We start from the raw sequence: 14,527 nt of genomic DNA, 5'->3' as shown, positions 1-14,527 counted from the left end.
GGCCGGGCTGATCATCCCGGCCGCCGGGCGGGAGGACGCGCCCCGGCGGCCGGTACGCGCCCGGCGTACCCGGAACCGCATCCACCGGAGGCCGCCACCCATGTCCGCTGGCACCCTGCCGTCGTTCGATCCGCGCGACCCGCTGGGGCTCGACGATCTCCTCGACCCCGAGGACCTCGCGGTCCGCGACACCATGCGGCGGTGGGCCGCCGACCGCGTGCTGCCGCACATCGCCGACTGGTACGAGCGCGGAGAGGTGCCCGGCATCCGCGAACTGGCCCGGGAGCTCGGCTCCCTCGGCGCGCTCGGGATGTCCCTCACCGGCTACGGCTGCGCGGGCGCCAGTCCGATCCAGTACGGCCTGGCCTGCCTCGAGCTGGAGGCCGCCGACTCCGGGATCCGCTCCCTGATCTCGGTGCAGGGCTCCCTGTCCATGTACGCCATCCACCGCTTCGGCTCCGAGGAGCAGAAGGAGCGGTGGCTGCCCCGGATGGCCGCGGGCGAGGTCATCGGCTGCTTCGGGCTGACCGAGCCCGACCACGGCTCCGACCCGGCCGGGATGCGCACCTACGCCAAGCGGGACGGCTCGGACTGGGTGCTCACCGGCCGCAAGATGTGGATCACCAATGGCTCGGTGGCCGGGGTCGCCGTGGTGTGGGCCCGCACCGACGAGGGCATCCGCGGCTTCGTCGTCCCCACCGACGCGCCCGGCTTCTCGGCCCCCGACATCAAGCACAAGTGGTCGCTGCGCGCCTCGGTCACCAGCGAGCTGGTCCTGGACGAGGTGCGGCTGCCGGCCGACGCGGTGCTGCCCGAGGTCACCGGCCTGCGCGGACCGCTGAGCTGTCTGAGCCACGCCCGCTACGGCATCATCTGGGGATCGATGGGCGCGGCCCGCTCCGCGTTCGAGTCGGCGCTGGACTACGCGCGCGAGCGGGAGCAGTTCGGCCGGCCGATCGGCGGCTTCCAGCTCACCCAGGCCAAGCTGGCCGATATGGCGCTGGAACTCCACAAGGGGGTGCTGCTCGCCCACCATCTGGGGCGGCGCTTGGAGGCGGGGCGGCTCCGCCCCGAGCAGGTCAGCTTCGGCAAGCTGAACAATGTGCGGGAGGCGATCGAGATCTGCCGCACGGCCCGGACGATTCTGGGCGCCAACGGGATCTCGCTGGAGTATCCGGTGATGCGGCACGCCACGAATCTGGAGTCCGTGCTCACCTATGAGGGCACCGTCGAAATGCACCAACTGGTGCTGGGCAAGGCGCTCACCGGAATCGACGCCTTCCGGTGAGCGGCCCCGGGCCTAGCTCTGGTTGAAAAAGCCCGTGGCGTGGCCGGCCTGACCGCTGACGATCTGGTAGTCGGCCGGGGTGAGGAGGAAGACGCGGTTGGCCACGCGGTCGATCGAGCCCCGCAGCCCGAAGATCAGCCCGGCCATGAAATCCACCACGCGCTTGGCGTCGGCGGACTCCATCGTCGTGAGGTTCACGATGACCGGTACGCCCTCCCGGAAGAGCTCGCCGATGCCGCGGGCGTCCCGGAATCCGTCCGGGGTGACCGTGGCGATCCGGGTGCCCTGGTCCCGCGCGGTCTCGTCGGCCACCCGCGCTCGCGGGTCGGTCATCCAGGAGTCGCCGGGCTCGGACCCCTCGGCGTAGTCGTCGTCGTAGTAGCGCTCGTCATCGCTGTCGTCGACGAGGCCAAGCCAGGCACTTGCCTTGCGTACCGATCCCATGGACGCCTCCTCTCCCTGATGGTGTGTACTGTCCGCCCCTCTATGGTCGTCCATGATGCGGATGGTCTGCCACGTGGATTGCGGCCGCACAGGGGATTCGTGACGTTACTGGTGCACAACGGCTGGCGCCATATCAGAGTTCCACCTGCTTATGGGGGCTGACGGCGCGGTGGGTAGACTCCGCCGCTGCCGGACGGGTGACGTCGGGGACGTACGGGTGAACGGGGATCGTGGTGTTTGGCATTATCCGGCCTTGTCGGCATCGGCTGTCGGAAAACCTGCGCACCGAGTGGATGGCGCATTTGTGCGGGCTGTGCCTCGCGTTGAGGGGTGACCACGGGCAGTTCGCCCGCATCGCCACCAATTACGACGGCCTGGTGATATCGGTGCTGGTGGAGGCCCAGGCCGGGCGGTCGGAGGGCTGGCGGCGGACCGCCGGGCCCTGTCCGCTGCGCGGGATGCGGACGGCGTCGGTCGCCCAGGGCGAGGGGGCGCGCCTTGCGGCCACCGTCTCGCTGGTGCTGGCCTCGGCGAAGGTACGGGACCATGTGGCGGACGGCGACGGGGCGTTGGCCCGGCGGCCGGTCGCCGCGGCCGCCCACCGGGTGGCCGGGCGGTGGGACCGGGCGGGGGAGCGCAGTGGCGCCGCGCTCGGCTTCGACACCGCGCTGCTGCTCGACGCGGTCGGCCGGCAGGAGGAGCTGGAGTCCCTCGCGGGCCCCGGCACCTCCCTGCTGACCGTCACCGAGCCCACCGAGACCGCGACCGCCGCGGCCTTCGGGCACACCGCCGTCCTGGCCGGGCGGCCCGGCAACCGGGCCCCGCTGGAGGAGGCGGGCCGGCTCTTCGGACGGCTGGCGCATCTGCTGGACGCGGTGGAGGACCTGGCCGAGGACGCCGAGACCGGCGCCTGGAACCCGATCGCGGCCACCGGGACCGACCTCGCCGAGGTCCGCAGGCTGTGCGACGACGCGGTGCACGGGGTGCGGCTGGCGCTCAAGGACACCGAATTCGCGGGCAAGGGCTCTGGGCGGCTCGCCCACGTACTGCTGGTCCATGAGCTGGGGCGCGCGGTCGACCGCGCCTTCGGCACGACCGGCTGTGCGCATACCGGCGGCCAGGGCGCGGGTGCTCCGGGCGCTCCGGGCGCCCCGGGCGCTCCGGGTGCCCCGGGTGCTCCGGAGTCCTCCTACGGGCCGCCGCAGTCACCGTGGATCAACCCGGGAGGCCCCGGCGGCGCGCCCCCGGAGCCGCCGCACGGCCGCCGGCGGGGGCTGATCGCGGGCTGTCTGGTGTGGACCGGGCTGTGCTGCACCTGCCAGGTGTGCTGCCGCGACCCGTACCACGACCCGTGGACCGGGCAGCCGCGCGAGGGGCTGTGCCATAAGTGCGATGACTGCTGCGACTGTTGTGACTGCTGCGGCAACTGTGGCGACTGCTGCAGCTGCGACTGCTGTGATGGGTGTGACTGCGGCTGCGACTGCTAGCCGCCAGAGGCGTACCGCCTGCGGCGGGCCCCTCCCCTCCCCGCCCCTCCCCGAAACCGGGGCCCCGCCCCGGCCCCCGGAACTGGGGCTTCGCCCCGAGTCCCAGAGCTGGGGCCCCACCCCCGGAACTGGGGCTTCGCCTCAGCTCCCGGGACTGGGATTTCGTCCCGGCCCCCGAAACCGGGGCCTTGCCTCAACTCCCGGAACTGGGGCTTCGCCCCGGGCCCCGGAACCGGGGCCCCAGCCCCAGCCCCCGAAACAGGGCCCCGATGCTGCGGGGAGGGGACGGCATCGATATGCGGCTCCGCCGCGTGGTCCGCCGGACACCCCGTAGCCGAAAGACGGGCTGAGGCGTGAGGAGAGACAGGGGTGAGGAGAGGGGGGGAAGTACTGACGTGTGTGGGAAGGCCGAAGACGCGTGACGACGCGGATGTGCTGCGGCCGCACCGGGGGAGGGAATCCGGCGGGCGCGGGCGAAGCCTCGAAGCGCTGGGGAAGCGAGTCCCCCTACGGCAGCTGAGGCGGGCGGTCAGCCCGAACAGGACGACGACCACACCCGACCGAAGTCGATGTGGTCGCGCGTGACCAGTCGCTGCCGTGAGTCCATGGAGCAAGTGGAGCAGCCTTCCGCTTCCTCGTCAACCGTCGGTGAGACGCACCGCTCACAGTTCGGACAGTCTTGACAGCGCACCATGGGATCGTCCTAATCTCGGGCCCATGCCGGGCCGAGAGGCTCGCATGCCGGGCTGAGGGGCCCGGCCGTTGTCGAGCTGAGGGGCTCGACGTGTGTGAAGGCCGTGCGTGTGTTCACTTCAGAACCCACGGAGCCTCCGCATGTCCGCGAACCCGGACCATCCCGCGCATCCGGACCACCCCGTCCGATCACCCGTCCGATCACCCGCCACCGTCGTCATCGTCGGCGCGGGCCCGCGTGCCACCGGTCTGATCGAGCGCATCGCCGCCAACGCCCCCGAGCTGTACGGCGACGGCGCTCCGTTCGCGCTGCACCTGGTCGATCCGCATCCGCCCGGCGGCGGCCGCATCTGGCGCCCCGACCAGTCCCCGCTGCTGTGGATGAACTCCATGGCCGAGGACGTCACCATGTTCACCGACGAGTCGGTGGAGCGCGAAGGCCCGATACGCCCCGGTCCCTCCCTCGCCGAGTGGGCCCGCGAGGTCCGCGGAGCGGAGCCGTCACACGTCCTGCCGCCCGAACTCGCCGCCGAGGCCGCCGCCCTGACCGGGCAGAGCTTCGCCACCAGACGTCTGCAGAGCGCCTATCTGCGCTGGGTGTACGAGCGCGCGGTGGCCGACCTGCCGCCCGGTACCACCGTCCATGAGCACCGGGACCGAGCCGTGCGCGTCACCGGACCGCGCGACGGACGGCAGCAGGTGTGGCTGGAGGGGCGGACCGCCCCGCTGACCGCCGACGCCGTGGTCCTCGCCCTCGGCCACCTCGACGCCGAACCCGACGCCGAGCAGCGGGCGCTCACCGCGTTCGCCGCCGAGCACCAACTGACCCATCTCCCGCCGGAGTACACCGCCGACAGCGACCTGAGCGCGCTGCGCCCCGGCGAGCCGGTGATCGTACGCGGCCTCGGCCTCGCCTTCGTCGATCTGATGGTGCTGCTCACCGAGGGGCGCGGCGGACGCTATGAGCGCGGCCCGGACGGGGAGTTGGCCTACCGGCCCTCCGGCCGCGAGCCCGTGCTGTACGCGGGTTCGCGGCGCGGCGTGCCGTACCACGCCAAGATCGGCTACTCGCTGAGCGGTGAGCGGCCCCCGGTGCCGCGCTTCTTCGGCCCCGCCGAGGTCGATGCGTTGCTCTCGCGCCCCGGGCGGCCGGACTTCCGGCGCGACGTCTGGCCGCTGATCGCCAAGGAGCTGGGGTTCGCCCACTACCACCGGCTGTTCACCGCCCATCCGGAGCGCGTGGCAGGGGAGTGGTCCGCGTTCGAGGAGAAGTACGCCGCCTGCCCGCCCGGCAGCCCCGACCTGGACGTCCTGGTCGCCGCGGCCGTCCCCGACCCGGCCGACCGGCTCGACCTCGACGCCCTCGACCACCCCCTGGCCGGGCTGCGGTTCGGCGACCACGAGGCCCTGCAGCAGGCGCTGCGCGGCCATATCGAGGCCGACCTCGCCCGCCGCCACGACCCCGCGCACAGCCCCGACCTGGCCGTCTTCCTCGCCCTGCTCTCCGTCTACGGCCAGCTGATCCGGCTCGGCGACATCGGCGGCTGGTGGCACGGCTTCTTCAGCTTCCTCGCCTCCGGTCCGCCGGGGCCACGGCTTGAGCAACTGCTCGCGCTCTCCCGCGCCGGAGTGGTCCGCTTCCTCGGCGCCGACATGACCGTGACCCCGGATCCGGTGCGCGGGGTGTTCCGGGCGAGCTCCGCCAGTGTGCCCGGACACACCGTCGAGGCCCGTGCGCTGGTCGAGGCCCGGCTGCCGGAGCCGACCGTGGACCGCTCCCGCGACACCCTGCTGCGCTCCCTGTACCGCGACGGCGCCGCCGCCACCCCGGCCGGACTGCTCGCCGTCAGCCCCGCCGACGCCCGGATCCTGGACCGGGCGGGCCGCCCGCATCCGCGCCGCTACGCGCTCGGCCCGCACACCGACGCCCGCGCCTCGGGCGCCTTCGCCCGGCCCCGTACCAACGCGCCCGCGTTCCGGCAGAACGACGCCACCGCGCGGGCCCTGCTGCTCTGTCTGCGCGAGCTGTCCTGTCGCGCCACGGCCACCGCCTGAGCGTCACCGTCTGAGCCTCATTGCTTGAGCCTCATCGCTTGAGCTCCGCCGTCTGAGCCTCATCGCCCGAGCTCCACCGTCTGAGCCTCACCGCCCGAGCTCCACCGCTTGAGCACCTGCGCCTCAGCTCCACCGCCCGAGCGCCCCCCGGAAACCATCCCCCGTACAGCCCTCCGCTCCCTCCGAAGGACCCTCCATGTCCCTGACGTCCGATCCACCCGTCGGCAAGGCCGCCGCAAGCGGCACCGAACGCGAGGACTACTCCGCCCTCAAGGTCGTCCCGGTACGCCACCCCTGGCGCTGGGCCGCCGTCGTCACCACCGCCGTCCTGGTGGCCCAGTTCGCCCACGGCCTGATCACCAACCCCGGCTGGGAGTGGGACGTCTTCGCCGACTTCTTCACCACCCGGACCATCCTCAAGGCGGTCTGGATCACCATCCAGCTCACCTTCTACGGCACCGCGCTCGGCTTCGCCCTCGGTATCGTCCTCGCCTTCATGCGGCTGTCCCAGAGCCCCTTCCTGAAGTCGGTCGCCTTCACCTACATCTGGGCGTTCCGCTCCATCCCGCTCATCGTCCAGCTGCTGTTCTGGTTCAACCTCACCTATCTCTACAAGCGGCTGGACTTCGGCATCCCCTTCGGCCCCGGCTTCTTCTCCTTCGACACCGCGGGCCTGGTCGGGGCGATGAGCGCGGCGGTGCTCGGACTCGCCCTCCACCAGGCGGCCTACGCGGCGGAGATCGTGCGCGGCGGCGTCCTCGCCGTGGACGGCGGACAGCTGGAGGCGGCGGCCGCGCTCGGCATCCCCCGGCTGCGGCAGCTGCGCCGGATCGTGCTCCCGCAGGCGATGCGGTCGATCCTGCCGAACGCCGCCAACGAGGTCATCTCGCTCTTCAAGGGCACCTCGATCGTCTCCGTCATGGCGATCGGCGAGCTCTTCTACCAGGTGCAGGTCATCTACGGCCGCAACGGCCGGGTCGTGCCGCTGCTGATGGTCGCGACCGTCTGGTACATCATCCTGACCACCGTGCTCTCGATCGCGCAGTACTACGTCGAGCGCCACTTCTCGCGGGGAGTCACCCGATGACCGCCATGGTCGACATCCGCTCCGTCCACAAGAGCTTCGGGTCCCTGGAGGTGCTGCGCGGCATCGACCTGGAGGTGCGCTCCGGGGAGGTGGCCGTCGTCCTCGGCCCCTCCGGCTCCGGCAAGTCCACCCTGCTGCGCGCCATCAACCACCTGGAGAAGGTGGACAGCGGCTGGATCAGCGTCGGCGGCTCGCTGGTCGGCTACCGCCGCCAGGGCGACCGCCTCTACGAGCTGCGCGAACGCGAGATCCTCAAGCAGCGCACCCGGATCGGCTTCGTCTTCCAGAACTTCAACCTCTTCCCGCATCTGACGGTGCTGGAGAACGTCGTCGAGGCGCCGGTCTCGGCGTTGCGCCGCCCCAGGAAGGAGGCGGTGCGCGCGGCCGAGACGCTGCTCGACCGGGTCGGTCTGGCCGACAAGGCGGCCGCGTACCCCCGGCAGCTCTCCGGCGGCCAGCAGCAGCGGGTGGCGATCGCCCGCGCCCTCGCCCTGGAGCCCGAGCTGCTGCTCTTCGACGAGCCGACCTCCGCCCTCGACCCCGAACTGGTCGGCGAGGTCCTCGACGTCATCAAGGACCTGGCCCACCAGGGCACCACGATGATCGTCGTCACCCATGAGATCGGCTTCGCGCGGGAGGTCGCCGACACCGTCGTCTTCATGGACGGCGGCCGGATCGTCGAGCGGGGCACACCCGCCGAGGTGCTCGACGCGCCGCGCCACGAGCGCACCAAGGCGTTCCTCTCCAAGGTCCTCTGAGGCCACGGATGTTCACGAGCCCGCCGATGTCCACGAGCCCTCCGATGTCCACGAGCTCGCACATGTCCATGAGCTCGCACATGTCCACGAGTTCGCCGAAGCCCACCAGATCACAGGTCTCCACCAGACCACCGATGTCCACCTACGCAAGGAGCACCCCCGTGAAGACCCGCCGTACCCTCGTCACCGCCGTCGCCGCGTTCACCGCCTCCGCCCTGCTCGGCGGCTGCGGCGACGGCGACGTCCAGGAGTCGGTGGGCTCCAAGGGCTCGAAGAACGCCATCAACATCAGCCCGGACCAGCACCGCATCAGAGGGAAGAAGGTCGACTCGATCGCGGCGAAGGTACCCGCCGCGATCCGTGAGCGCGGCACCCTGCGCATCGGCGGCAGCGCCGACGCCTCCGCCCCGCTCGGCTTCTACGCGACCGACGACAAGACCCGGATCGGCTCCGAGATCGACATCGCCACGCTGGTGGCCGACACCCTCGGGCTCAAGGTCGACTTCCAGGCGGTCTCCTGGGAGAACCTCTTCGTCGGCCTGGACAGCTCCAAGTTCGACGGCGTGTTCTCCAATGTGACGGTCACCGAGGAGCGCAAGGAGAAGTACGACTTCGCCACCTACCGTCTTGACGACCTCGCCTTCGAGGCCAAGAAGGGCACCTCCTGGCGGGTCAAGGGCCCGAAGGACGTGGCGGGCAAGACCATCTCGGTCGCCTCCGGCACCAACCAGGAGAAGATCCTGGTCGACTGGAGCAAGCAGAACGAGAAGGCGGGCCGCAAGCCCGTGGACATCAAGTACTTCCAGAAGGACACCGACTACTACCTCGCCCTCCAGTCCGGCCGCATCGACGCCTACTTCGGCCCGAACCCCACCTCCGCCTACCACGTCGCCTCGGCCGGCCAGACCCAGATCATCGGCCGGTTCTCGGGCGGTGGCGACCAGGTGCAGGGCAAGATCGCGGCCACCACCAAGAAGGGCAGCGGGCTGGTCGACGCCTATGCCGCGGCCCTGGACCACGTGATCCAGGACGGCTCGTACGCCAAGGTCCTGAAGCGGTGGGGGCTCTCCAGCGAGGCGGTGAAGAAGTCCGAGATCAACCCGCCCGGGCTGCCCAAGCCGTGACCCGCTGGAATTTCGTCGTCTCCGACGCCGCCGACGGCTTCATCCTCGTGCCCCATCCGACCCCCGGCGGGCTCGATGACGTCGTGGACCGGGTGGCGCCGCTCCAGGAGCGCGGGGTGTTCCGCACCGCGTACACCGGTCCGACACTCCGCGACCACCTGGGACTTCCCGATCCGGGGGAGCGGGGCCAGGGCCTGTCGTCAAAGGGGCGCGATACGTCCGCGCCATAGCGGAACCCGATCGCCCGCGCGTCCGTCTCACCGGATACCCAAGGGGATGGGAGCACAAGCCCCGGCGGCCTGAACCCGCCGGGGCTATGTGGCGTGTGCCCGGCGGCTGTTCCGAATTGTCCTCTTGCGCGCTGCGCCCGGAGCCACGAATACTTCCGGAAGCGCTTGTCAGGGGCACGCCGAATCGGTCATATCGGCGTGCTCATTGACTGCGCCTCACGGGCCTGCCCACCCAAGTGGACCCCCGATTCCCACGGAGGAAGAGTTGAGGATCAAGCGCAACGCCCCCCACAGCAAGCAGGCGAGACGTATCGCCCTGATTGCCGCGACCTCCGCCCTGGTGGCCGGAACGGCACTGGCCGCCCCCGCCGCCTACGCCGGTAGCGACGGCGCCCGCACCTTCAGCGCGGCCGAGGCCAAGTCGGCGAGCAGCGCCGTCCTCGAGGCCGATGTCGCGGGCACCGCCTGGTATGTCGAGAAGGGGACCAACAAGCTCGTGGTCACCGCCGACAGCACGGTGTCCCAGAGTGAGATAGCCAAGATCAAGAACACCGCCGGCGCGAACGCCGACGCGATCGAGGTCAAGCGCACCCCCGGCAAGATTCAGAAGCTGATCGCGGGCGGCGACGCGATCTACGCGAGTAGCTGGCGCTGCTCCCTCGGCTTCAACGTGCGCAACAGCAGTGGCGCCAACTACTTCGTCACCGCCGGTCACTGCACCGACGGTGCCGGCACCTGGTGGTCGAACTCCGGCCACACCACCACCATCGGCCCGACGGCCGGCTCCAGCTTCCCGACCAACGACTACGGTCTGGTCCGGTACAGCGGCTCGGTCACCCCCCAGGGCACCGTCGGCAGCCAGGACATCACCTCGGCCGCCAACCCGACCGTGGGCCAGACGGTCACCCGGCGCGGCTCCACCACCGGCATCCACAGCGGCCGGGTCACCGCGCTGAACGCCACGGTCAACTACGGCAACGGCGACGTCGTCTACGGCATGATCCAGACCACGGTCTGCGCCGAGCCCGGCGACAGCGGCGGCCCGCTCTACGCCGGCTCCACCGCCCTCGGCCTCACCTCCGGCGGCAGCGGCAACTGCACCTCCGGTGGCACCACGTTCTTCCAGCCGGTCGTCGAGGCGCTGAACGCGTACGGCGTGAGCGTCTACTGATCGGCCCCGTTCCTGAGCTGATCAACTCCGCACCAGGCTGAGCGAGAGCCCCCGTCCGTGCTGCCGGACGGGGGCTCTCCGCGTCGGTGGGGAAGGCCGTTCCGGGCGGCCTGACGGGGGTTTTCCACAGCCCTCCCCACTGTTCGACGGGCGGACTATCGTGGACATCAGTACCCCACGAGGGGCATTGTTCGCGATACGGACGGCAGGTGGCCGTGATGGTCGATGCGCTCGTGACATTGGTAGTGGTACTGGCTTGCCTCGGCGCCGTAGGCGTGCTGGCCGCGGCCCGGGTGGTCAAGCAGTACGAGCGGGGGGTGGTCTTCCGGCTCGGGAGGCTCCGCTCGGATATCCGGGGGCCGGGGTTCACCATGATCGCCCCGTTCGTCGACCGGCTCAACAAGGTCAACATGCAGATCGTGACGATGCCCGTCCCCGCCCAGGAAGGCATCACCCGGGACAATGTGACCGTGCGGGTCGACGCCGTCGTCTACTTCAAGGTCGTGGACGCGGCCGAGGCGCTGGTCGCGGTGGAGGACTACCGCTTCGCCGTCTCCCAGATGGCCCAGACCTCGCTGCGGTCGATCATCGGGAAGAGCGATCTGGACGATCTGCTCTCCAACCGGGAGAAGCTCAACCAGGGCCTGGAGCTCATGATCGACAGCCCGGCCGTCGGATGGGGCGTCCATATCGACCGGGTGGAGATCAAGGACGTGTCGCTGCCGGAGACCATGAAGCGGTCGATGGCCCGCCAGGCGGAGGCCGACCGCGAGCGCCGCGCCCGGGTGATCAACGCGGACGCGGAGCTGCAGGCGTCGAAGAAGCTGGCCGAGGCCGCCTCCCAGATGGCCGACACCCCCTCGGCGCTCCAGCTGCGGCTGCTGCAGACGGTGATGGCGGTCGCCGCCGAGAAGAACTCCACACTGGTGCTGCCCATCCCGGTCGAGCTGCTGCGCTTCCTGGAGAAGGGACAGCAGGAGATCCCGGCGGCGGCCCGGGCGGAGGGCGGCACGGAGGGCGGCGCCCCGGCCGCCGGTCCGGCCGCCGCGCCGGGGCGGGAGGCCGCACCCGCGCAGCCCGCCCAGCCCGCTCGGCAGGCGATGCCGACGCTCACCGAGCGCGAGCCGGAGCCGCATTCGGTCGAGCGATGAGCCGTGGGAGGTGACCCGGCAGGGGGCCCCGCGAGGGGATTCCGTGAGGGATTCCGTGAGGGGATTCTCTGAGGTGATCCGCCCGGTTTGACGGTTCGTCCGGAAATCTGATTCGGTGCCCGTGCACCTCGAAGGTGTGCGGGCACCGCCATGTCCGGACATGAGTCCGCAGTGTAAATTTCACGCCCATGACGTGAACGCGCCCTTGTGCGTGCCCGGTGGTGATGGGAATACTCGGCGGCGCAAATTGGCATGGACGCGCCCCCGAGTGGGGAGAAGCGCCATGTCGTTACGCCCTCCGGGCCCTGGCACCCCACTGCCGATGGGCCCAACCCCCCACTGGAAGGCAGAGAGTTGAAGCACCGCCGCATACCCAAGCGTCGCGTCGCCATCGCCGGAGCCGGCATAGCGGCCCTGGTCGCCACGGGCATCACCCTGCAGAGCGCCAACGCCGCCCCCGGTGAGCCCCAGCCCGACACCCTCTCGGTCGGCGCCGCCGGAAAGCTCGCCACCACGCTCACCTCCTCGCTCAAGAGCGACACGGCGGGTTCGTACTACGACGCCAAGGCCAAGAAGCTCGTCGTCAACGTGGTCAACAAGGGCGTCGTGGACAAGGTCCGGGAGGCCGGGGCCGAGGCCAAGGTGGTCACCCACACCCTGGCCGAGCTGAGCAAGGCGCGTCAGACGCTGAAGGAGAAGGCCACCATCCCCGGCACCTCGTGGTCGGTGGACCCCAGAAGCAACAAGGTCGTCGTCACCGCGGACAGCTCCGTCAAGGGCGCCCGGATGGCCACCCTCAACAAGGTCGCCGACGCGCTCGGCGACAAGGTCGAGGTGAAGCGCTCGGCCGGGAAGTTCTCCACCTTCATCGCGGGTGGCGACGCCATCTGGGGCGACGGCGGGCGCTGCTCGCTCGGGTTCAACGTCGTCAAGGGCGGCGAGCCGTACTTCCTGACCGCCGGTCACTGCACCGAGGCCATCAGCAGCTGGTCGGACTCGCAGGGCGGCGGGGAGATCGGGACCAACGCGGGCAGCGAGTTCCCCGGCAACGACTACGGCCTGGTCAAGTACACCAAGGACACCGACCACCCGAGCGCGGTCGACCTCTACAACGGCAGCACCCAGGCGATAGCCAAGGCCGGTGACGCCACCGTCGGCCAGAAGGTGACGCGCAGCGGCTCCACCACCCAGGTGCACGACGGCGAGGTCACCGGCCTCAACGCGACCGTCAACTACCAGGAAGGGTCGGTCGAAGGGCTGATCCAGACCAACGTCTGCGCCGAGCCCGGCGACAGCGGCGGCGCGCTCTTCGCGGGCGACACGGCGCTGGGTCTGACCTCGGGCGGCAGCGGTGACTGCTCCTCGGGCGGCGAGACCTTCTTCCAGCCGGTGCCGGAGGCGCTGCAGGCGTTCGGCGCCGAGATCGGCTGACCTGACCGACCTTCGTGAACGAAAGCAGGCCCCCGGACACCCGTGGACGGTGTCCGGGGGCCTTCCCTTTTGTTGTGCTGGTGCGGCTGTGCCGCGTACGCGGTCGTTCAGCCGGTCAGAACTCGAAGACCGCCGTCGGGGCCGCGCTCTTGAAGCAGTTGTTCGCGAAGGTGTGCTCGTACGACACCCGGCGGCCGTCCCAGATCCCCTCGGCGGTGACGGTGATGGGGTGCCATTCCTTGGTGCACACCCGGCCGGGCTCCGCCCCGGTCCGCAGCTGACCGAACAGGCCGCCCACGGAGCGGAGTTCGGCGCATGCCTGAGTGGGGGCCGGGTGGGTACCGGTGGGGGTGGGGCGACAGCTCAGGGTCACCGCCCGCTGGACCTCGGTCGTGGCCGCGTCGGCCCCCCAGCCGACGGTCAGGACCAGCGCGGACGGCGGGTACAGGCTCTTCGGCTTGGCGGGCTCGGCGTGTGCCGCGCCACCCGTGCCGATCCCCAGCACGGCGCTCATGGCCAGTGCGGCTCCCAGCCCGATCGCCCCAGTGGTCTTCCGCATTTCGAACACTCCCTTGCTCGTCGTTGCAGATACCGGACGGAGTTCTACGCGGTGCGCGTCAGGAACGCACGTCGATCGAGCACTTCCGGTCGCTACAAGTAGTCGTTCGGTGGCTTATTGTCGCGTGCGATGGATGTCCGGGCGCGGAACGCCGCGTGGCGACCGGGTGTGCGGCGCCGCGCGCATTGCGCCCCTCAGGGGGTCCCGTCCGCCGTCCCGCGCTTCTGGGATGGCGTGCTCAGCGAGGTGCCGGGGCGCTCAAATCGATTCAAGAGCGCTCAGGTGAGCGGGATCGAGTGATGTACGTGATGTCTCTGGGATGAGGGCTGTCGCCTGCCGCGCCAGGGCGAGAACCTGCCAGGGCAAGCCGACCGGCGGAGTGGGGTCGGAGCCCGGAAACCGCGGCTCCCCCGGGGGGCCCGACAGGCCCTAGCCGCCCTGGCCCAGCTCTCCGCTCAGGGGCCCGGTCTGCCGCCCCCAGCCGTAGCCGCGCTCCGCGCGCAACCGCACCACCAGTCGCCGCTCGGCCACCATCGCCGCGCGGAACTCCTCCCAGTCCGGGTGCTCGCCCTGGATCGCGCGGTAGACCTCCACCAGCTCATCGGCGGTGGCGTCATGGGGGTCGGCGGCGACCGGCGTCAGCTCGGCATCGCCCTCGGCCACCAGATAGGAGTAGCGGTCCCCGCTGGTGACGTAGAAGCTCGCGCGCGGATCGCGGCGCAGATTGCGGGTCTTGGCGCGGTCGTCGGTGACGGAGATCCGGATGAGGCGCGTCGCGGGGTCATAGGTGAAGGCGACATTGGACAGCTGCGGCCGTCCGTCCCGCTTGAGGGTGACGAGCGCGCCGGTGCGCTGCTCCAGCAGCAGATCGAGCAGGGATCCCTCCGTCATGGTGATCAGCATACGCATGGGCCGGTGGCCCGCCTACCGATGCGACCCACCGGCTTCCGCGTGCCGCGTTCGCAAGGCGACACGCGGGATTAAAGGGTGTTTTAGGTGCTTATGGTGGAGAGGGAAGTGTCTTCGAAGCGCCATCGAAGCCGACTCGC

The 14,527-nt window shown here is 70.7% G+C and carries 12 protein-coding genes and 1 pseudogene; 10 read left to right on the top strand and 3 right to left on the bottom strand.

The annotated features are described in order from the left end of the window. Positions 1 to 100: 100 nt before the first annotated feature. Positions 101 to 1,288 carry an acyl-CoA dehydrogenase family protein gene (locus tag IEJ02_RS14350; RefSeq protein ID WP_137977346.1) on the top strand — a complete coding sequence of 396 codons (1,188 nt, stop codon included), beginning with the start codon at positions 101 to 103 and terminating at the stop codon, positions 1,286 to 1,288. A 12-nt stretch (positions 1,289 to 1,300) separates the two neighbouring features. Here IEJ02_RS14350 and IEJ02_RS14345 read toward each other — a convergent pair whose 3' ends face one another. Next, the gene (locus IEJ02_RS14345; RefSeq protein ID WP_137977345.1) at positions 1,301 to 1,732 is read right to left on the bottom strand and encodes a cell division protein SepF; all 432 of its coding nucleotides are present in this window, start codon (positions 1,730 to 1,732) and stop codon (positions 1,301 to 1,303) included. Between the two features lie 233 nt (positions 1,733 to 1,965). On the opposite strand from IEJ02_RS14345, the gene IEJ02_RS14340 reads away from it, so the two are divergent. The 9 genes and pseudogenes from IEJ02_RS14340 to IEJ02_RS14300 all read left to right on the top strand — a co-directional run bounded on the left by IEJ02_RS14340 (position 1,966) and on the right by IEJ02_RS14300 (position 12,919). Next, the gene (locus IEJ02_RS14340; protein ID WP_191065260.1) at positions 1,966 to 3,219 is read left to right on the top strand and encodes a DUF5685 family protein; all 1,254 of its coding nucleotides are present in this window, start codon (positions 1,966 to 1,968) and stop codon (positions 3,217 to 3,219) included. Positions 3,220 to 4,053: 834 nt separating this feature from the next. Further along, positions 4,054 to 5,967 (top strand): FAD/NAD(P)-binding protein, encoded by a 1,914-nt coding sequence (locus tag IEJ02_RS14335; protein ID WP_223863787.1) that lies wholly within the window; start codon positions 4,054 to 4,056, stop codon positions 5,965 to 5,967. Positions 5,968 to 6,163: 196 nt separating this feature from the next. Then, positions 6,164 to 7,054: an amino acid ABC transporter permease gene (locus IEJ02_RS14330; protein ID WP_191065214.1), complete on the top strand. Its 891-nt coding sequence runs from the start codon at positions 6,164 to 6,166 to the stop codon at positions 7,052 to 7,054. Positions 7,055 to 7,059: 5 nt separating this feature from the next. Further along, the gene (locus IEJ02_RS14325) at positions 7,060 to 7,812 is read left to right on the top strand and encodes an amino acid ABC transporter ATP-binding protein (protein ID WP_191065258.1); all 753 of its coding nucleotides are present in this window, start codon (positions 7,060 to 7,062) and stop codon (positions 7,810 to 7,812) included. A gap of 161 nt (positions 7,813 to 7,973) precedes the next feature. After that, a complete protein-coding gene (locus IEJ02_RS14320; protein WP_191065213.1) occupies positions 7,974 to 8,936 on the top strand; it encodes an ABC transporter substrate-binding protein in 963 nt (320 codons plus the stop codon). An 11-nt stretch (positions 8,937 to 8,947) separates the two neighbouring features. Beyond that, positions 8,948 to 9,166, top strand: a pseudogene (locus IEJ02_RS14315) (hypothetical protein); the annotation flags it as partial. Between the two features lie 265 nt (positions 9,167 to 9,431). Further along, complete coding sequence (locus tag IEJ02_RS14310) at positions 9,432 to 10,337, top strand: S1 family peptidase (protein ID WP_191065212.1); 906 nt, start codon at positions 9,432 to 9,434, stop codon at positions 10,335 to 10,337. Positions 10,338 to 10,555: 218 nt separating this feature from the next. Then, positions 10,556 to 11,488, top strand: coding sequence for a slipin family protein (locus IEJ02_RS14305; protein ID WP_191065211.1), 933 nt, complete (start codon positions 10,556 to 10,558; stop codon positions 11,486 to 11,488). 354 nt (positions 11,489 to 11,842) lie between these two features. Continuing rightward, positions 11,843 to 12,919: a S1 family peptidase gene (locus IEJ02_RS14300; RefSeq protein ID WP_191065210.1), complete on the top strand. Its 1,077-nt coding sequence runs from the start codon at positions 11,843 to 11,845 to the stop codon at positions 12,917 to 12,919. A 115-nt stretch (positions 12,920 to 13,034) separates the two neighbouring features. On the opposite strand, the gene IEJ02_RS14295 is transcribed toward IEJ02_RS14300, so the two are convergent. Together IEJ02_RS14295 and IEJ02_RS14290 are read right to left on the bottom strand one after the other, a co-directional pair. Beyond that, positions 13,035 to 13,478, bottom strand: a complete 444-nt coding sequence (locus tag IEJ02_RS14295) for a subtilase-type protease inhibitor (RefSeq protein WP_191065209.1) — start codon at positions 13,476 to 13,478, stop codon at positions 13,035 to 13,037. A gap of 429 nt (positions 13,479 to 13,907) precedes the next feature. Further along, positions 13,908 to 14,369 carry a PPOX class F420-dependent oxidoreductase gene (locus IEJ02_RS14290; protein WP_223863786.1) on the bottom strand — a complete coding sequence of 154 codons (462 nt, stop codon included), beginning with the start codon at positions 14,367 to 14,369 and terminating at the stop codon, positions 13,908 to 13,910. Between the last annotated feature and the right edge of the window lie 158 nt (positions 14,370 to 14,527).

It is taken from the genome of Streptomyces sp. 5-10, from assembly GCF_014712245.1.
GTDB lineage: Bacteria > Actinomycetota > Actinomycetes > Streptomycetales > Streptomycetaceae > Streptomyces > Streptomyces violaceusniger.
The sequence above is the reverse complement of the archived record's forward strand: the minus strand, read 5'-3'. Positions and strand labels throughout refer to the sequence as shown.